This is a genomic window from Streptosporangium sp. G12 (genome assembly GCF_052983175.1).
Window position 1 is genome coordinate 20,912 of the sequence record NZ_JBRIQO010000001.1, and the last position, 18,066, is coordinate 38,977.

An 18,066-nucleotide genomic window follows, 5' to 3' on the forward strand; every position below is an offset into this window, starting at 1 on the left:
CTACATGGCCGACAATAGCGGGTTTCCCGCACCGTACGGCAGCCTCGCCGGGCGGGGAGCCTCACCTGGAGCCGGCACCGGTGCGCTGAGACCGGGCAGATGCGTACAGACAGACCGCGGCGGCGGTCGCGAGGTTCAGGCTCTCGGCCCGTCCGTAGATGGGAACCCTGACGACCTCGTCGGCCAGCTTCAGGATCTCCTCGGGAAGCCCCCACGCCTCGTTGCCGAAGATCCAGGCCGTCGGCCCTGACAGGTCCACGTCGTCCAGGGTCTGCTTGCCCGCGCCGTCGGCGGCGAGCACCCGGAGCCCGGTCCCCTTCAGGTGCTCCACGGCCCGCGCCACCGGGACGCCCGTGCTGACCGGGAGGTGGAACAGGCTGCCCGCGCTGGCCCGCACGCACTTGCCGTTGTAGGGGTCGACCGAGGCGTCGGTGAAGACGACGGAGTCGGCGCCCGCGGCGTCGGCCGTACGCAGCACGGTGCCCGCGTTGCCGGGGTCGCGGACGTGGGCCAGCACCGCCACCAGCGTGGAGCCGGAGACGACGGAGGCGTCCAGGGGCACGTGCACGAAGCGGCACACGGCCAGCAGCCCCTGGGGAGTGACGGTCTGGGCCAGCTCGGCCATGACCTCGCCGCTGGCCCGGTGGACGGGCACTCCCGCGGCGGTGGCGGCGGTGACGACGTCGGAGTGACGCAGCTCGGCCTCGGCCGTGGCGAACAGCTCCACCACGACGCCGTCCAGCGCCAGCGCCTCGCGGACCGCCTGCGGCCCCTCTGCCAGGAAGGAACGGTCGCGGTCCCTGAAGGCCCGCTTTGTCAGCCTCCGCGCGGCCTTGACCCGCGGCGACTTGATGTTGGTCAGCTCAGACCCGGCCATGCCCGTCCCCCAAGAATGCGAATGCGGCCCGCAGCGTGATCGCTGCGGGCCGCATGGTCGTCAGTGCCTCGCTCAGCCGGCGACCGGCGCGTTCACGTCGGCCGGGAGCGCCTTCTTGGCGGCCTCCACCAGCGTCGCGAACGTGGCGGCGTCGTTGACCGCGAGGTCGGCGAGGATCTTGCGGTCGACCTCGATGGAGGCGAGCCGCAGGCCCTGGATGAGCCTGTTGTAGGTGATGCCGTTCTGGCGGGCAGCGGCGTTGATGCGCTGAATCCAGAGACGGCGGAAGGTGCCCTTGCGGTCCTTGCGGTCGCGGTAGGCGTACGTCATCGAGTGGAGCATCTGCTCCTTGGCCTTGCGGTACAGCCTGGATCGCTGACCCCGGTAGCCCTTCGCCCGCTCGAGAACGACCTTGCGCTTCTTCTTGGCGTTGATCGCCCGCTTCACGCGTGCCATGTGTATCTATCTCCCCGGGGGCGGTTACTTAGCGAGCAGCTTCTTGATCTTCTTGGAGTCGGCGTCGGAGAGCACGACCTCGGGCTTGAGACGACGCGTCAAGGTGGACGGCTTGTGCTCGTTGTAGTGCGCACGGTTGGCGCGACGGCGCACAAGCTTGCCGGAACCCGTGAGCCTGAACCGCTTCTTCGCACCGCTGTGCGTCTTCATCTTCGGCATCTCAGCCGTCTCTCCCTCGATCGTGCCGATGTCCCGGGCCGGTAACCCAAGTCAAGGGCGTGCCTGACTACGAGACCGGACCCGGTCTCGGACTGATCTCGCGACTACCTGACGATCCAGGCTATGCGAGTTACTCCTGCGGAGCCGCCACCGCTCCACTGACGGACACCTCGTCGTTGACGCGCGTCTCGCCGGCGGCCGGTGACCCGTCACCCGAAGGGTTCTCGTCATGCCGCGCCTTGGCCGCCGCCTTCTCGGCCTTGGCCTCGGCCTTCTTCTTGTGCGGGCCGATCACCATGATCATGTTTCGACCGTCCTGCTTGGGCTGGGACTCGACGAAGCCGAGCTCCGTCACGTCCTCCGCCAGCCGCTGCAGGAGCCGGAAGCCCAGCTCGGGACGGGACTGCTCCCGACCGCGGAACATGATGGTGACCTTGACCTTGTCGCCGGCCTTGAGGAACCGCACCACGTGACCCTTCTTGGTCTCGTAGTCGTGCGGGTCGATCTTCGGCCGAAGCTTGATCTCCTTGATGATGGTGTACGCCTGGTTACGGCGCGCCTCACGTGCCTTCATCGCGGACTCGTACTTGAACTTGCCGTAGTCCATGAGCTTGCACACTGGCGGGCGGGCCGTTGCCGCGACCTCGACCAGGTCGAGATCGGACTCTTGAGCCAGCTTCAAGGCATCGCCGATGGAGACGATGCCCACCTGCTCGCCGTTCGGGCCGACGAGGCGGACCTCGGGCACGCGAATGCGGTCATTGATGCGGGGCTCGGCGCTGATGGGGCCTCCTAGGTTGCGATCCGCGGCCATCCGGGAGGAGGCCGCAACATGCTCGATCGTGCCGGGAGGTCGTAGAACGCACACCCTGTTGAGGGCGTTCGAACGCAAGATGCCCCGCACGTCACGCATGCGGGGCCACATGAACTCGAAGGCTTCACGCCGTAAGCTCTCCGGGGACTTACCCCGGTTGTGATCCTGACCTGTCAGCCTTGCGGCCGACGAGGTGGGAGGACGACCTCCGCTTGCGCGTCCAGCAGGCACGCCGGACCGATCGAGTCGTTACTCTACCACAACAGCGCGTTCACGCAGAATCATCCCGGCGCCGACGACGGTCACCCCGCCGGGGCGGCACGCCTGACGATCTCGGCCTTTCCCGCCTCACGCATCGCCTCCACCGGCACGTCCGCGCGGCCCGTCATCATCTCGACCTGCCGGACCGCCTGGTGCAGAAGCATCGGGAAGCCGCCGACGACGATCCCGCCCCGCTCGGCCACGGCCGCGGCCGGCCGGGTGGGCCAGGGCGCGTAGACCACGTCGAGGAGGGCGGGCACGTCCGCCAGCGTCCCGGCGAAGCCGTCGGCCGCGCCGGAGGGCAGGGTCGAGACGACCAGGTCGACCTCCAGCGCGGTGTCGAGCTTGTCGAGGGTCCGCACCGACAGGTCCATGCCCAGCCGCTCGGCGACCTCCGCGGTCTCCCACGCCCTCGCCGGATCGCGGACCACGAGGATCGCCTCGTCGAGGCCGAGTTCGCGCAGGGCCGCCAGCGCGGAGGCCGCCGTCGCGCCGCCGCCGAGGACGGTCGCCGCCCGCGGCGGGGCCACGCCCGCCTCGGCGAGCGCCTGGACGATGCCGTACACGTCGGTGTTGTCCCCGTGCCGGGCACCGTCGCGCAGGATCACCGTGTTGACCCCGCCCACCTGGACCGCGAGCTCGGAGACGGTGTCGAGCAGCGGCATCACCGCCCGCTTGAGCGGCATCGTGAGCGAGAGCCCCGCCCAGTCGCCGTCCAGCCCGGCGAGGAGGCCGGGGAGCCCGGCCTCGTCGCACTCGATCGCCTCGTAGCGCCAGTCGTGCAGTCCCATGCCCTCGTGGGCGGCGCGGTGCAGGTACGGGGAGAGCGAGTGCGCGATCGGCGATCCCAGGACCGCCGCCCTCAGCACCCGTTCACCTTGTTCCGCTCGTACTCGGCCTTGAGCGCGAAGAAGTCGGACTCCACCGAGGCGAACTTGGTGACGCGCTTGCCCGGGCAGGTGGTCACGAACCAGAGCCAGTCGCCCTTGGTGGGGTTGAGCGCCGCCTGGATGGCGTCGTCGCCCGGGTTGGCGATCGGCCCGGGGGGCAGGCCCGCGAACTTGTAGGTGTTGTAGGGCGAGGTGCTCTCGAGGTCCTTGTGGGAGGCCTCGATGCCGACCTTGTTCAGCGCGTACATCACCGTGCTGTCCATCGCCAGGTTGAGCGGCGGATCGCGGTCGAGCCGGTTGAAGATGACGCGGGCCACCTTGCCCATGTCCTCTTCGGTGCCCGACTCGGCCTGGACGATGCTGGCGATCGTCATGATCTCGTGCGGGGTGTGCCCGAGGGCCTTCGCCTTGCCCTTGAGGTCGTCCTTGTTGGCGGTCTCGTTGAAGCGGTCGACCATCTTGGTGAGGATCTCCGAGGCCGTCATCTTGGGCGTGAACTCGTAGGTGGCCGGGAAGGCGTACCCCTCCAGCTTGCCCCTGGCGTAGGGGGGCAGGCCGAGCTCGCGGACGTTCCTGGCGGCCTGCTGGAACTCCCTCAGCGGCTTGCCCGTCTGCTTGGCGAGCCGCTGGAGGGTGACGCTCAGGCGCAGCCCCTCCTCAAGGGTGATCTTCTCCCGCAGCCGCTTGTCCGGGTCGAGGAGCTTGACGGCCTCCGCGGCCGCCATCTGCTTGCGCATGGTGTACTCGCCCGGCTGCAGGGAGGAGCTCTTGCCCGCCGCGCCGACGGCGTTGACGAAGGCCTTGACGCTCTTCACCACGTCCTGCTCCTGCAGGGTCTGCGCGATCTCGGAGGCGCTCTGACCGTCCTTGATCTCCACGACGATCTCGCCCGACCCCTGGCCGGTGTAGTCGTCGGGGGTCATCACGTCGCGGACCCAGGTGTAGCCGTAGAAGCCGGCGGCGCCGATGCCGCCGAGCAGGATGATGATCGCGAGCATGGGGGCGACGAAGCCCCCCCGGTTGCGGCGGCGCTTCCTGCGGCGGCCGCGCCGGCCGGAGTCACGGCCTGGGGACGTGTTGGCTCCTCGGCGCGACCGACCTTCGTCGTCGGAACCGACCAGGAAGTCCATATCGAGATCGTTCATAGCGTCGCTGGCCAATCTCCCGCTAGAGACGACCTGGCGTCAAGCGGGTGTGCCGAACCGAAGGAGGGCACCCGGCCGGACGTCCCGATGCTCCGGGAGCCGTCGTCCGAACCGCGGGTGCGGGTCGCCGCCTGCGGCGGAACCGGGAGTATTCCGCCGGGCATCAACGCTTCCCGAGGTGTCTGTTCAGCTCTTCCCGGTATCTCACAAACTCACTCTCTTTGTCAGTGAATTTCGTGATTCTATGCTCCGGATCAGTAGTGACAAACCAGAACCAATCACCTTGATCTGGCTGGAGTGCCGCGATCAACGCCTTCTCCCCGGGGTTCGCGATGGGCCCGGGCGGCAGGCCGGGCTTGAGGTAGGTGTTGTACGGAGACCTCACCTCTGTGTCCCCCTCCGAAACCTCCAGGGTCCTGCGCCCCTGTGCGTACAGCACCGTGGTGTCCAGCTGGAGCGGCGTCCGGGCCCTGATCCGGTTGTAGATCACTCTAGCGATCTTCGAGTAGTCCGGGTCCCGCCCGCCCTCCGCCTGGACGATGCTCGCCACCGTGACGGTCTCCCGGGGTGACAGGCCTTTCTTCCCGGCCCGTTTCCTGAGGTTTAGCTGGGTCGCCATCTGCTTGTAACGTTCCACCATGGCGGCGAGCAGGGCCGGAGCGGTCGTGTCCGGCTCGATCTCGTAGGTGGCGGGGAACAGGAAGCCCTCGGCGCTCCCGGCGTACCGGGGCAGGCCCAGCGCCCGCCCGTCGGCCGCGGCCCTGACCAGGTCGGCCCGGCGCATGCCGGTCGCCTCGGTGAGCCGGTCGAGCAGCTCGGGCAGGCGGAGCCCTTCGGGAATGGTGACCGTGCGGACCACCCGCGACTCGGGCGTCACCAGCATGCCGAGCGCCGACCGGGCGTCCATGCCCCTGCGGAGCCTGAAACGGCCGGGGGGCAGGGTGCCCGCCCTGGCCTGCTCCTCCGCCACCGTGACGAACGCCCCGGCACTGGCCACCACCCCGGCGTCGGCCGGCACCAGCCCGATCTGGGTCGCGCTCGCCCCCCGGGGGATCTCGACGACGACCGTGCCCGAACCCGGCCCCTCGAAGTCGGCGGGCATGAGATAGGGGCGGATCACGAGGAGCCCGGCCGTCCCGGTGGCGACGGCGAGCACGGCCGTCCCGGCCGCCCACAGCCATACCGGCCGCAGACGGCTCACCGAGCGGTCCCGCCGCCCGGCCGCTCGGCGCTCCCCCCGCCGGCGGGAGGCCCGGCGGGTACCCCGGGGGGCCTGCCGGTGGCGCGTTCGGCGTCCAGCGCGGCCTGGAGCAGCACGATGGCGGCCGCCTGGTCCACCACGCCACGCTGGTTCTTCGCCTTCACCCCGCTGGCCCGCAGTCCCTGCTGGGCGGTGACGGTGGTCAGCCGCTCGTCGAACAGCCGCACCGGGACGGGCGCCAGCCGCAGCGAGATCCGGTTCGCGAAGTCGCGGGCGGCCTCCGCCGCCTGCCCCTCGCGCCCGGAGAGCGAGGTCGGCAGGCCGACCACCACCTCGACGACCTCGTACTCGGCCGCGATCTCCGCGAGCCGGTCGAGGTCGCCCTTACCGCGCCGGACGGTCTCCACCGGCGTGGCCAGCAACCCCGAGGGGTCGCTGCGGGCCACGCCGATGCGGACCGAGCCGACATCGACGCCCAGCCGAATGCCGTTTCTCATCATTCCCGTCTCCGCCCGCGCACCGGACGCGGCGCGAGGGCGTCCTTCCTCGTCAGGTGAGCGTCTGCGCTCGTCAGGTGAGGGTCTGCGCGATCGCCTGCTCGACGGCGGCGAGCGCCTCGCCGATCGCCTCGGGACGCACCCCGCCTCCCTGAGCGACGTCGTCCTTGCCGCCACCGCCACCTCCGAGAGCCTTCGCGGCGACACCGACCAGGCGGCCCGCCTTCAGGCCGCGGCCACGTCCCGCCTCGTTGACCGCGGCCACCACGACCGGCCGGTCGCCGGGGACACCGGCGACGACGACCACCGCGGCGCGATCGCCCGGGAACCGGCCGCGCACGTCAAGCGCGAGCTTACGCAGGTCGTCGGGGGAGGTGCCATCAGGCGCGCGGTGCGTCACGACGGACACTCCGTGCAGGTCGACGGCGCTTTCCGCCATCTGTCCCGCACCGGCGAGCACCTGGGCCGAGCGCAGCGCGCCCAGCTCCTTCTCCGCGGTGCGCAACCGGGTGACGATGCCCTCGATGCGCTCGGGCAGCTCCTCCCTGCGGGCCTTGAGCTGCTCCGACAGCTGGGCGACGAGCACGCTCTCCCTGGCCAGGAAGCGGAACGCGTCGAGGCCGACCAGGGCCTCCACGCGGCGCACGCCCGCGCCGATCGAGGCCTCGCCCAGCACCTTGACCAGGCCGAGCTGCCCGGAGCTGGCGACGTGGGTGCCGCCGCAGAGCTCGCGGGAGTAGTCGCCGACCTCGACGATGCGGACGGTGTCGCCGTACTTCTCACCGAACAGGGCGAGCGCGCCCATCGCGCGGGCCTCCGCCTGGGAGGTGTGGAAGGCGTTGACCCGCAGGTCGTTGATGAGGACCGCGTTGACCTCGTCCTCGACGTCGCGCAGCACGCTGGGCGGTACGGCGCCCGCGGCGGTGAAGTCGAAGCGGAAGCGGCCCGGCGAGTTCTCCGAACCGGCCTGCGCCGCGGTCTCGCCCAGCGCGTTGCGGAAGCCCCGGTGCACCAGGTGGGTGGCGGTGTGGCTGCGGGAGATGGCCCGGCGCCGCTCGACGTCGATCTCGGCCTGGGCCTGGTCGCCCACCCTGATCTCCCCGGAGCGGACCTTGCCCCGGTGCACGACGACGCCGGAGACCGGGGACTGCACGTCCACGATCTCCACCTCGGCCCCGCCGGTGCGGATGACGCCCTGGTCGGAGAGCTGGCCGCCGCCCTCGGCGTAGAAGGGGGTACGGCCCAGCACGACCTCGACCGACGTGCCCGCGCCCGCGGCGGCGACGGAGGCGCCGTCGACGAGGAGGCCGATGACCTCGGCCTCGGCCGTCACGTGGTCGTAGCCGAGGAACTCGACCTTGCCGGTCTTCTCCAGGAGTGTGCCGAAGATCGAGATGTCGGCGTTGCCGGTCTTCTTGGAGGCGGCGTCGGCCTTGGCCAGGTCCTTCTGCTCCTTCATCAGCCGGCGGAAGCCCTCCTCGTCGACCTGCAGCCCCTGCTCGGAGGCCATCTCCAGCGTGAGGTCGATCGGGAAGCCGTAGGTGTCGTGGAGCTGGAAGGCCTGGGCTGCGGCGAGCGTCGCCTGCCCCTTGCGCTTGGTCTCCTCGGCCGCCACGTCGAAGATCGCACTGCCGGTGCGAAGGGTGCGCAGGAAGGACTCCTCCTCGGCGTCGATGACGCCGTGGATCTGCGGGGCGTCGGCCCTGAGCTCGGCGTACTGCTCGCCCATCACGTCGACGGTCACGGCGGTGAGCTCGTGCATGTAGCGCTCCTCGCCCGCGCCGAGCAGGCGCAGGTTGCGGATGGCGCGGCGCAGGATGCGGCGGAGCACGTAGCCCCTGCCCTCGTTGGAGGGCAGCACCCCGTCGGCGACGAGCATCACGCCGGTCCTGACGTGGTCGGCGACGACCCGCAGCGACACGTCGGCGCGCTCGTCGCGGCCGTAGCGCGTCTTGGTGAGGTCCGCGGCCCGGTCGAGGATCTTGTACGTGGTGTCGATCTCGTAGATGTTGTCGACGCCCTGCAGGATCGCCGCCATGCGCTCCAGGCCCATGCCCGTGTCGACGCTCTTGGCGGGCAGCTCACCGGCGATGTCGAAGTCGATCTTGCTGCGTACCGCGCTGAGCTGGTACTGCATGAAGACGTTGTTCCACACCTCGAGGTAGCGGTTCTCGTCGACGACCGGGCCGCCCTCGCGCCCGTACTCGGGGCCGCGGTCGTAGTAGATCTCGCTGCACGGGCCGCCGGGACCCGGCACGCCCATGTGCCAGTAGTTGTCGGCCAGGTCGCGGCGCTGGATGCGCTCCTGCGGCACCCCGGCCTTGCGCCAGATGTCGGCGGCCTCGTCGTCGTCGAGGTAGACGGTGGCCCACAGGCGGTCCTCGGGGAAGCCGAACCCGCCCTCGGACTCGGGCCTGGTCAGCAGCTCCCAGGCGAACGGGATCGCCTGCTCCTTGAAGTAGTCGCCGAAGGAGAAGTTGCCGAGCATCTGGAAGAAGCTGGCGTGCCTGGTCGTCTTGCCGACCTCGTCGATGTCGAGGGTCCGGACGACCTTCTGCGCGCTGGCGGCCCGCTTGTAGGGCGGCTTCTGCTGGCCCAGGAAGTAGGGCTTGAAGGGCACCATGCCCGCGTTGACCAGAAGCAGCGTTGGGTCCTCGGCGATGAGGCTGGCCGAGGGCACAACGGTGTGCCCACGCTCCTCGAAGAAGCGCAGGAAGCGGCGGGCGATCTCTGCCGACTCCATGTCAGCGGCCATCCTTTACGTTGGAGTGATAGGGGTTTTCCACGGTGTCGAGCCCGAACCTGGACCGCAACTCGATTTCCCGCTCGGCGGCGCCCCGCAGGGCCTCCCCGGCGAGGTCGCGTGCCTGCTCCAGGGCTCCGGCGGCGTTGTGCGCGGCCCGCCGGGCCAGGTGGTTCGGGTGCAGTGCCTGAAGCTTACGCATCACCCACACCGCGCCGAACGCGCCCAGCCCCATGTAGAAAAGCCTGCGGATCATCGCGGACGCCTCTCCAGCTCCGCCGCGGCGGGCCTGGCCCGCCTGCGGGAGCCCAGGGCCCTGCGGACGCCGTGGGTGAGGGCCGCGACCTTGATCATCGGCCCGGTGACCAGGTTCTGGGTGACGTCGCTGACCTTGGCCACGTGCCCGCTGACCTGCTTGACGTCCCTGGTGATGGCCTCGATCGCGACCAGCTGCCGGTTGGTCTCGCCGACGGCGGCCGAGACGTCCTCCAGCAGCGGCACGACGCGGTCGCCCAGCTGGGAGACCATCTTGGCGGTCTCGGTGAGCAGCCGGGCCAGCCTGACCATGACGACGGCCATGAAGGAGACCAGGATCGCCCAGGCCATCGCGGCGATCAGCCCCGCGACCTCTCCTGCGGTAAGCATCTGCGGACCCGCTCCCCTCATAGGTTCATAGGTGACCCCGGCCATGGTCGGGCGGATTGCAAAACCCTATCGTGCCCGATACCACTCATCCCCGCTTACCGCGCGCCCCCGGGTGCCCTTCGCGGGAGGTCACTCCCCGCGCAGGAACGCGCGGATCCTGGACCAGCGGTCGGCGAGGCCCGCCTCGGCGCCGTGCCGGGTGGGCTGGTAGTAGCGCCGGTCCCTGAGCTCCTCGGGGGCGTACTCCTGGCGTACCAGGCCGTGCTCGAACTCGTGGGGGTACTTGTAGCCCCTGCCGTGGCCGAGCTGCTTGGCCCCGGCGTAGTGGGAGTCGCGCAGATGGTTGGGGACGTGGCCGATGTTGCCGCGCCGCACGTCCTCGGCGGCCGCGCCGATGGCGTTGATCACCGCGTTGGACTTCGGGGCCAGCGCGCAGTGGATGACGGCCTGGGCCAGGTTGAGCCGCCCCTCGGGAAGGCCGATGAACTCCACCGCCTGGGCGGCGGCCACCGCGACCTGCAGGCAGGTGGGGTCGGCCATGCCGACGTCCTCCGAGGCGAAGATGACGATCCTGCGGGCGATGAACCGGGGGTCCTCCCCCGCCTCGATCATCCGGGCGAGGTAGTGCAGCGCCGCGTCGGCGTCGGAGCCCCGCATGCTCTTGATGAAACCGCTGATCACGTCGTAGTGCTGGTCGCCCTGGCGGTCGTAGCGCACGGCCGCCTTGTCCACCGCCCGCTCCACCACCTCGACGGTGACCTCGCCGTCGGCGATCAGCGCGGCGGCCTCCAGGTAGGTGAGCGACCTGCGGGCGTCGCCACCGGCCAGCCGCACCAGGTGCTCGGCGGCCTCCGGCGCCAGGCTCACCCTCCCGTCCAGGCCGCGCGGGTCGGTGACGGCGCGCTCCAGCACCACCCGGATGTCGTCCTCCGACAGCGACTCCAGGGTCAGCAGCAGCGAGCGCGACAGCAGGGGCGAGATGACGGAGAAGAAGGGGTTCTCGGTGGTGGCGCCGATGAAGGTGACCCAGCGGTTCTCCACGGCGGGCAGCAGGGCGTCCTGCTGCGCCTTGTTGAAGCGGTGCACCTCGTCGACGAACAGGACGGTCTGGCGGCCGGACATGCCCAGCTCGCGCCGGGCCTGCTCGATGGCCGCGCGGACCTCCTTGACGCCCGCCGACACCGCGGAGACCTCCACGAACCGGCGCTTGGTGACACCCGCCACCACGTAGGCGAGCGTGGTCTTACCCGTGCCCGGAGGGCCCCAGAGGAACAGCGACATCGGCGCCTCGGCCTCGACGAGGCGGCGCAGCGGCGTGCCGGGACCCAGCAGGTGCCGCTGGCCGATCACCTCGTCCAGGTTCCGGGGGCGCATCCGCACCGCCAGGGGCTCCTGGCCGCGATGGGCCTCCTCCGCCGCCGAATCGAACAGGCTGTCCACGCCTGAGACAGTACCGCCGCCCGGCGGGGCCCCGGCGCCCTCCCGGACGGCGGCGCATCGGACGACCGTGGCGTTCAGGGGCCGTACGGGCTCAGCTTCCCCAGACCGCGACGGCCCCGCTGTGCCCGCTCCGTATCACGTAGTAGAGCGCCACGGCGGCCAGGATCACGGTCAGCGCCGAGACCGCCAGCCCGGCCGGGCGGCCGAATCTGTCACCGCGGGTGACGTGGACGAGGGCCAGCGAGACCGCTCCGAGCGCGAGGGTGACGAGCAGCAAAGGGGTGCCGAGGTCCGCGTGCTCGGCGATGCGCTCGCCGAGCCGGCCCTCGACGGAGGCGAAGCGGCCCTCCTCCAGCGCCTCCCCGCTCTGCCGCGCCACGAAGACGCTCACCGGCACGACCGGGGCGAGCCCGACCACCGCCCAGGTGAGCACGGGCCGCGTGCGCGGCGCCAGCGCGTACGCGGCGGCGAGCACCGCCAGGAGCGGCGTCAGGACCACGGCCGCGTGAACGATCAGGGGGTGAAGGGGCAGGCCGAGGATCTCGTCGAACATGGGGGCGCTCCGGTGGTGCGTGGTTCATCATCAGCAAGTACGGATCCCACCATGGGCGGGTTATGGGGAGCGTGAAGAGATCCCCCCTTCCCCTCTGTCCCCATCTGAGGAATTCCGCCACTTACGTACAGCACATGTTGGGGCCGGTACTCTTTTCGCCAGCCCGTACCCATGGAACATCAATCTTGGAGGACATAGCGGTGAGCGCCGAGGACCGCCAGAGCCAGCTGGCTCGGGAGCACAAAGAGCGGCAGGCGAAGCGTGCCGAGCAGACGAGCGCGTCGAAGCGCAACGTCGTCATCGGAGCCGTCGCCGCGGTGGTCGTCGTCGCGGGGGGACTGTTCGCCGGAGTCACCCTCCTTGGAAACGACGGTGACGACGCGAAGACCAACGCCGCCGCCACCAGTTCACCGGTTCCCTCGGAGACCGCGGCCGTGACGCCAGAGCCGACCTTCACGGCCGATCCGGCCGGCACGAAGTGCTCCTATCGCAAGGACACCAGCGGCAGCCCGGCGAAGAACGTGGGCATGCCGCCGACCAAGCCCAACCTGAAGCTGAAGACCATGACGATCACCACCAACCACGGTGACGTCGTGATCGACCTGGCGACCGCGCAGGCCCCCTGCACGGTCAACTCCTTCGCCTTCCTGGCCAGGAAGAACTTCTTCGACAACACCAAGTGCCACCGCCTGGCCACCCCCGAGAACTCCGGCCTGAGCATGCTGCAGTGCGGCGACCCGCAGGCCAAGGCCGACGGGAAGAACCGGACCGACGGCCAGGGCAGCTCCGGCTACGTCTACGACAGCGAGAACCTCGGCGGGATCCCTTACAGCAAGGGCACGGTCGCGGTGGCCCAGGCCGTCGACGCCGTCAACCAGAACGGCAGCCAGTTCTGGATCTCGCTCGGGAACGAGACCGAGCAGGTGGAGAAGGCCTACACGCCTTTCGGTGTCGTCTCCAAGGGCATGGAGATCCTTGACGAGATCGCCAAGGGCGGGTGGATCACCAATCCCGAGGACATCACCGGTGACGGTGGTTCCACCGCCCCCAAGATCCCGGTGATCATCAAGAACGTGCGGCTCTCCTAGCCGGAACCGTGGCGGCCCGCCGCCGCAGGACGCCCCGCCGGTCGGACGACCGGCGGGGCGTTTTCGCGTCCGCGCCCCGCACGCCCCGGACACGCCCGCGCCCCTCCGTCCTCCACGCCCTCGCGCCACTCACGCCGGACCCCGGCTCCGCACATCCCGGGCAGGTCCCGCCTCGCCCGCCCCGGACGGCGTGCGGACGGCGCGGCCGGTACGCGGCCGCCGCAGACCTCAGCGTGACCGTGTGCGGGCCACGACGCCTCCCCGCCCTTAGGGGACCGGACGCCCCTGGCCGCCGCCCAGGAGGCACGTGAGGCGCACGGAGGGGCACAGGGGGGCACAGGGGGTCATCGCGGCTCATTTCCCGTGGCTCCGGGCTCCGGACACGGCGAGGGCCCCCGGAACACCGTCCGGGGGCCCTCGTCACATCTGGCTCACACCTGGCTCACCTGGCTCACATCCGGGGAGGACCCGGATCAGGCGTCGGCCTTGGGCCTGCCGTCGACGCCCGCCTCCTTGCGCTGCTCCACCGTGATCGGGGTGGGCGCGCCGGTCAGCGGGTCGAACCCGGAGGCCGTCTTCGGGAAGGCGATGACGTCGCGGATGGAGTCGGTGCCCGCCAGGAGCATGCAGATCCGGTCCCAGCCGTAGGCGATGCCGCCGTGCGGCGGGGGGCCGTACTTGAACGCCTCCAGCAGGAAGCCGAACTTGCTCTCCGCGTCCTCCTTGGAGATGCCCAGAACGTCGAAGACGCGCTGCTGCATCTCGGCCCGGTGGATACGGATCGAGCCGCCGCCGATCTCCATGCCGTTGCAGACCATGTCGTAGGCGTAGGCCAGGGCCTCGCCGGGGTGGTCCTGGAAGGTGTCGGCCCATTCGGGCTTGGGGCCGGTGAAGGGGTGGTGGACCGCGGTCCAGCCGCCCTCGCCGTCCTCCTCGAACATGGGGGCGTCGACGATCCACAGGAAGTTCCAGGCCGACTCGTCGATCAGGCCGCAGCGACGGCCGATCTCCAGGCGGGCCGCGCCGAGCAGGTCGCGGGAGGCGGAGGCGGCACCGGCCGCGAAGAAGATCGCGTCACCGGGGGCCGCGCCGACCTTGGCGGCCAGGCCGGTCGACTCGGTCTCCGACAGGTTCTTGGCGACCGGCCCGCCGAGCGTGCCGTCCTCGCCCACCAGCACGTAGGCCAGGCCCCTGGCGCCGCGCGACTTGGCCCACTCCTGCCAGCCGTCCAGCTCCTTGCGGGTCTGCGAGGCGCCGCCCGGCATGACCACGGCACCCACGTACGGCGCCTGGAACACCCGGAAGGTGGTGTCGGCGAAGAAGTCCGTCATCTCGACGAGCTCCTGGCCGAAGCGCAGGTCGGGCTTGTCGGAGCCGTAGCGCGCCATGGCGTCCCGGTAGGTCATCCGGGGCAGGGGCGTCGGCAGCTCGTAGCCGACCGTCTCCTTCCAGATGCGGCCGATGAGCCTCTCGCCCAGCGCGATGACGTCGTCCTGGTCCACGAAGGACATCTCGACGTCGATCTGGGTGAACTCCGGCTGCCGGTCGGCGCGCAGGTCCTCGTCGCGGTAGCACTTGGCGAGCTGGTAGTAACGCTCGAGACCGGCGACCTGGAGAAGCTGCTTGAACAGCTGGGGCGACTGGGGCAAGGCGTACCAGCTGCCGGGCTGGAGCCGGACCGGGACGAGGAAGTCTCGGGCGCCCTCCGGGGTGGAGCGGGTCAGCGTCGGGGTCTCGACGTAGGTGAACCCCTGCTCGTTCATCACCTCGTGGGCGAGGTACGTGGCCCGGGAGCGGATGCGCATCGCGTGCGCGACCTGCTGGCGGCGGATGTCGAGGTAGCGGTACTTCAGCCGCGCCTCCTCCGAGATGCCCGCGGTGCCCTCGATGGGGAACGGCAGCGGCGCGGACTCGCTGAGCACCTCGACCTCGGAGGCGACGACCTCGATCGCGCCGGTCGGCAGCTCGGGGTTCTCGTTGCCCTCGGGGCGGACCCGCACCTCTCCGACGACCTTGACGCAGTATTCGGCGCGCAGGCCGTGGGCGTCGTCCTCCTCGCGGAAGACCACCTGGGCCGAGCCCGAGGCGTCACGCAGGTCGATGAAGACCACGCCGCCGTGGTCGCGGCGCCGCGCCACCCACCCGGCGAGCGTCACCCGCTGCCCGGTGTGCTCCTCGCGCAGTGATCCCGCTTCGTGCGTGCGGATCATTTGTCCAGTCTCTCCTTCAACATCGTGACGATCTCGGCGAGCGGTACGGCGCTCTGGTCTCCGCTGCCCAGGTCCTTGACCTGGGCGGTCCCCGCGGCGATGTCCCGCTCGCCGAGGATCACCGCGTAGCCGGCACCCGAGCGGTCGGCGCCCTTCATGGCGCCCTTGACGCCCTTGCCGCCGAACGACATGTCGGCGGCCAGGCCCGCCCGGCGCAGCTCGGTGACGAGCTGGAACATCCGGCGGCGCGCCTCCTCGCCCAGCGGCACACCGTACACCTGCACGCGCGCCTCGGCGCTCTCGTCCCCGAACAGGCCCTCGGCCTCCATGGCCATGACCGTGCGGTCGACGCCCAGCGCCCAGCCGACGCTGGGCAGGGCGGGCCCGCCGAGCATCTCGCTCAGCCCGTCGTAGCGGCCACCGCCGCCCACCGCGGACTGCGAGCCGAGCCCGTCGTGGACGAACTCGAACGTGGTGCGCGTGTAGTAGTCGAGGCCGCGGACGAGCCGGGGGTCGTCGGTGTAGGCCACGCCGGAGGCGGTCAGCAGCGAGCGGACCTCCTCGTGATAGGCCTTGCACGCCTCGCACAGGTGGTCGACGACCAGCGGCGCGCCGGCCAGCTGCGCCTGCACCTCGGGGCGCTTGTCGTCGAGCACGCGCAACGGATTGATCTCGATTCGCTGCCGGGTGGGCTCGTCGAGGTCGAGGCCGCGCAGGAAGTCCTGGAGCGCGGCCCGGTAGACGGGACGGCACACCTTGTCGCCCAGCGTGTTGATCAGCAGCCGGACCCCGGTGAGCCCCAGGGCGGCGTAGCCGTCGACGGCGAGCAGGATCAGCTCGGCGTCGAGCGCCGGGTCCTCCGAGCCCAGCGCCTCGGCGCCGACCTGCCAGAAGTGGCGGTAGCGGCCCTTCTGGGCCCGCTCGTAGCGGAACTGGCTGCCCGAGTACCAGAGCTTCACCGGCAGCTGCCCGTTGTGCAGGCCGTGCTGCAGGACCGCCCGCACCACCGACGCGGTGCCCTCGGGGCGCAGCGTGATGGAGCGCCCGCCCTTGTCCTCGAAGGTGTACATCTCCTTGGAGACGATGTCGGTCGACTCGCCGACACCGCGGACGAACAGCGCGGTGTCCTCGAAGACCGGGGTCTCGATGTAGCCGTAGCCCGCGCGGCGGGCGGGCTCGGTGAGCGCCTCGCGCACGGCGAGCGCCCGCTCGGAGCGCGGCGGAAGCCAGTCGAAGGTGCCCTTGGGCGCCTGCAAAGTCATTTTCTAAAGTCCCCTGCCGGGGCCGCGGTCGTGCCCGGCTCCCGCGGGGCCCGCGGGAGCCGCTCCCGCGGCCGCCTTCGCCTCCGCGAGGTACGGGTTGGTGGCACGCTCGTGACCGATCGTGGTCTGTGGTCCGTGGCCGGGCAGGACCACCGTGTCCTCCGGCAGCGGCAGGCACTTGGCCGCCAGGCTGCGCAGGATGGTCGGGTAGTCGCCGCCCGGAAGGTCTGTGCGGCCGATGGAGCCGGCGAACAGCAGGTCGCCCGAGAACAGCACGTCCGGGATCTCCTCGGTGCTGGGCAGCCTGAAGGTCACCGACCCCCTGGTATGGCCGGGGGTGTGGTCGACGGTGAGCTCCAGGCCCGCCAGCCGCAGCACCTCGCCGTCGGCGAGCTCGCGCACGTCGTCGGGCTCGGTGAAGGTGAGCCCGCCGAACATCTGCTGCTTCGTCGACAGCGACAGCCCCTTGCCCGGATCGGACAGCAGATCGCGGTCCTCCGGGTGGATCCACGCGGGAACGTCACGCGCGCCGCAGACCGGGGCGACCGACCACATGTGGTCGATGTGCCCGTGGGTGACCAGCACCGCGACCGGCTTGAGCCGGTGCTCGCGCAGCAGGTCGTCGAGGTCGCCGACGGCGTTCTGACCGGGATCGACGACCACGCACTCCTCGCCCGCGGCGGGAGCGACGAGGTAACAGTTGGTCTGGAAGGACCCTGCGGGAAAGCCGGCGATGAGCATCTGCCTCAGCTGATCTCGTCAAGAATGCGGATGGGAATGTAACCGAAGGGTACCGGTGCGGGTCGGCGGGCTGCGAACCATTACCCATTGGCCGATACGATTCGCCCACCTCATTAAGTACTACTCGGCACTCGGGAGGGCGAAGCGGTGAGCGGCAAGGAGCGCCAGAAGCAGTTGGCGCGCGAGCACTACGAGCGGCAGATGCAGCGACGCGTCGAACGCGAGGCCAAGGTCAAGCGCAACGCGATCATCGGCAGCACCGCGGCCGGTGTGGTCGTGGTGGCGGGTGTGATCGCCGCGACGACCATGTTCGGGGGCTCCGACACGACGGCGACCGCGACCACCGACCCGGCCCCGTCAGACAACGCCTCCCCGGCCGCCTCGGAGGCCGCGGGCCCGCAGCCCAAGGCCTTCGACCCGGCGAGCGGCACCTGCGGCTACGTCGCGGAGGCGGGCGGCGGCCCGGCCAAGAACGTGGGCCTGCCCCCGGAGAAGGTCGACCTGACGCCCAAGAAGATGACCCTGAAGACCAACCTGGGCGACATCGTCATCAAGGTGTCGGCCGACAAGACCCCGTGCACGGTCAACTCCTTCGCCTTCCTGGCGCAGAAGAAGTACTTCAACGGCTCCAAGTGCCACCGGCTGGGCTCCGACCAGTTCCCGATGCTGCAGTGCGGCGACCCGCTGGCCAAGGCCGACGGCAAGAACCCCACCGACGGCCAGGGCGGCCCCGGCTACCGCTTCGTGAACGAGAACCTGGAGGGCGCCAAGTACACCCGCGGCGTCGTGGCCATGGCCAACAGCGGTCCCGACACCAACGGCAGCCAGTTCTTCATGGTCTACGGCGACACCCAGCTGCCGGCGCAATACACGCCGTTCGGTACGGTCACCAAGGGCCTGGAGATCCTCGACAAGGTGAACAAGGCGGGCTTCCTTCCCCCGGGGGACGGCGGCACCGGGGCGCCGAAGGAAACCGTCGAAATCAAAGACGTGACAATGTCCAGTTAGAGCTGACGTAATACAT

18 protein-coding genes are annotated in these 18,066 nt (G+C 70.5%); 2 read left to right on the forward strand and 16 right to left on the reverse strand.

Features of this window, described 5'->3' with window-relative positions; all coding sequences use genetic code 11:
• Positions 1–61 precede the first annotated feature (61 nt).
• From ACVCAG_RS00090 to ACVCAG_RS00150, 13 genes are all read right to left on the reverse strand, one after another.
• Positions 62–877: a TrmH family RNA methyltransferase gene (locus ACVCAG_RS00090; RefSeq protein WP_440086447.1), complete on the reverse strand. Its 816-nt coding sequence runs from the start codon at positions 875–877 to the stop codon at positions 62–64.
• A 72-nt stretch (positions 878–949) separates the two neighbouring features.
• Positions 950–1,333: a 50S ribosomal protein L20 gene (gene rplT, locus ACVCAG_RS00095; RefSeq protein ID WP_012892552.1), complete on the reverse strand. Its 384-nt coding sequence runs from the start codon at positions 1,331–1,333 to the stop codon at positions 950–952.
• Positions 1,334–1,357: 24 nt separating this feature from the next.
• Positions 1,358–1,552: a 50S ribosomal protein L35 gene (gene rpmI, locus ACVCAG_RS00100; protein ID WP_030920046.1), complete on the reverse strand. Its 195-nt coding sequence runs from the start codon at positions 1,550–1,552 to the stop codon at positions 1,358–1,360.
• Positions 1,553–1,682: 130 nt separating this feature from the next.
• Positions 1,683–2,366 carry a translation initiation factor IF-3 gene (gene infC, locus ACVCAG_RS00105; protein ID WP_447189267.1) on the reverse strand — a complete coding sequence of 228 codons (684 nt, stop codon included), beginning with the start codon at positions 2,364–2,366 and terminating at the stop codon, positions 1,683–1,685.
• A 302-nt stretch (positions 2,367–2,668) separates the two neighbouring features.
• Entirely contained in the window at positions 2,669–3,493 is an 825-nt protein-coding gene (locus tag ACVCAG_RS00110; protein WP_440086464.1) for a shikimate dehydrogenase, read from the reverse strand.
• Positions 3,490–4,662, reverse strand: a complete 1,173-nt coding sequence (gene mltG, locus ACVCAG_RS00115) for an endolytic transglycosylase MltG (RefSeq protein ID WP_440086445.1) — start codon at positions 4,660–4,662, stop codon at positions 3,490–3,492. The genes ACVCAG_RS00110 and mltG (ACVCAG_RS00115) overlap by 4 nt, the downstream gene beginning before the upstream one ends.
• A gap of 163 nt (positions 4,663–4,825) precedes the next feature.
• Entirely contained in the window at positions 4,826–5,863 is a 1,038-nt protein-coding gene (mltG, locus tag ACVCAG_RS00120; RefSeq protein ID WP_447189268.1) for an endolytic transglycosylase MltG, read from the reverse strand.
• Positions 5,860–6,360 carry a Holliday junction resolvase RuvX gene (gene ruvX / locus ACVCAG_RS00125; RefSeq protein WP_440086443.1) on the reverse strand — a complete coding sequence of 167 codons (501 nt, stop codon included), beginning with the start codon at positions 6,358–6,360 and terminating at the stop codon, positions 5,860–5,862. Before ruvX ends, mltG (ACVCAG_RS00120) begins: the two co-directional genes overlap by 4 nt.
• Before the next feature lie 73 nt (positions 6,361–6,433).
• Entirely contained in the window at positions 6,434–9,103 is a 2,670-nt protein-coding gene (alaS, locus tag ACVCAG_RS00130; RefSeq protein ID WP_440086442.1) for an alanine--tRNA ligase, read from the reverse strand.
• A gap of 1 nt (position 9,104) precedes the next feature.
• Complete coding sequence (locus tag ACVCAG_RS00135; protein WP_440086441.1) at positions 9,105–9,359, reverse strand: hypothetical protein; 255 nt, start codon at positions 9,357–9,359, stop codon at positions 9,105–9,107.
• Entirely contained in the window at positions 9,356–9,748 is a 393-nt protein-coding gene (locus tag ACVCAG_RS00140; RefSeq protein WP_440086440.1) for a DUF948 domain-containing protein, read from the reverse strand. The genes ACVCAG_RS00135 and ACVCAG_RS00140 overlap by 4 nt, the downstream gene beginning before the upstream one ends.
• A 129-nt stretch (positions 9,749–9,877) precedes the next feature.
• The gene (locus tag ACVCAG_RS00145; protein WP_440086439.1) at positions 9,878–11,188 is read right to left on the reverse strand and encodes an AAA family ATPase; all 1,311 of its coding nucleotides are present in this window, start codon (positions 11,186–11,188) and stop codon (positions 9,878–9,880) included.
• A gap of 91 nt (positions 11,189–11,279) precedes the next feature.
• On the reverse strand, positions 11,280–11,741 hold the full coding sequence (locus ACVCAG_RS00150; RefSeq protein WP_440086438.1) for a DUF2231 domain-containing protein: 462 nt from the start codon (positions 11,739–11,741) through the stop codon (positions 11,280–11,282).
• 200 nt (positions 11,742–11,941) lie between these two features.
• On the opposite strand from ACVCAG_RS00150, the gene ACVCAG_RS00155 reads away from it, so the two are divergent.
• Positions 11,942–12,829, forward strand: a complete 888-nt coding sequence (locus ACVCAG_RS00155) for a peptidylprolyl isomerase (protein WP_440086437.1) — start codon at positions 11,942–11,944, stop codon at positions 12,827–12,829.
• Between the two features lie 473 nt (positions 12,830–13,302).
• Here ACVCAG_RS00155 and aspS read toward each other — a convergent pair whose 3' ends face one another.
• The 3 genes from aspS to ACVCAG_RS00170 are packed head-to-tail and all read right to left on the reverse strand — an operon-like array spanning position 13,303 to position 17,042.
• Positions 13,303–15,039, reverse strand: a complete 1,737-nt coding sequence (gene aspS, locus ACVCAG_RS00160; protein ID WP_440086435.1) for an aspartate--tRNA ligase — start codon at positions 15,037–15,039, stop codon at positions 13,303–13,305.
• A complete protein-coding gene (gene hisS, locus ACVCAG_RS00165; protein ID WP_440086433.1) occupies positions 15,036–16,301 on the reverse strand; it encodes a histidine--tRNA ligase in 1,266 nt (421 codons plus the stop codon). The genes aspS and hisS overlap by 4 nt, the downstream gene beginning before the upstream one ends.
• 3 nt (positions 16,302–16,304) lie before the next feature.
• The gene (locus ACVCAG_RS00170) at positions 16,305–17,042 is read right to left on the reverse strand and encodes an MBL fold metallo-hydrolase (RefSeq protein WP_440086432.1); all 738 of its coding nucleotides are present in this window, start codon (positions 17,040–17,042) and stop codon (positions 16,305–16,307) included.
• A 147-nt stretch (positions 17,043–17,189) separates the two neighbouring features.
• Between ACVCAG_RS00170 and ACVCAG_RS00175 the strand changes: the two genes are divergently transcribed.
• Positions 17,190–18,050: a peptidylprolyl isomerase gene (locus ACVCAG_RS00175; RefSeq protein ID WP_440086431.1), complete on the forward strand. Its 861-nt coding sequence runs from the start codon at positions 17,190–17,192 to the stop codon at positions 18,048–18,050.
• Positions 18,051–18,066: the final 16 nt, after the last annotated feature.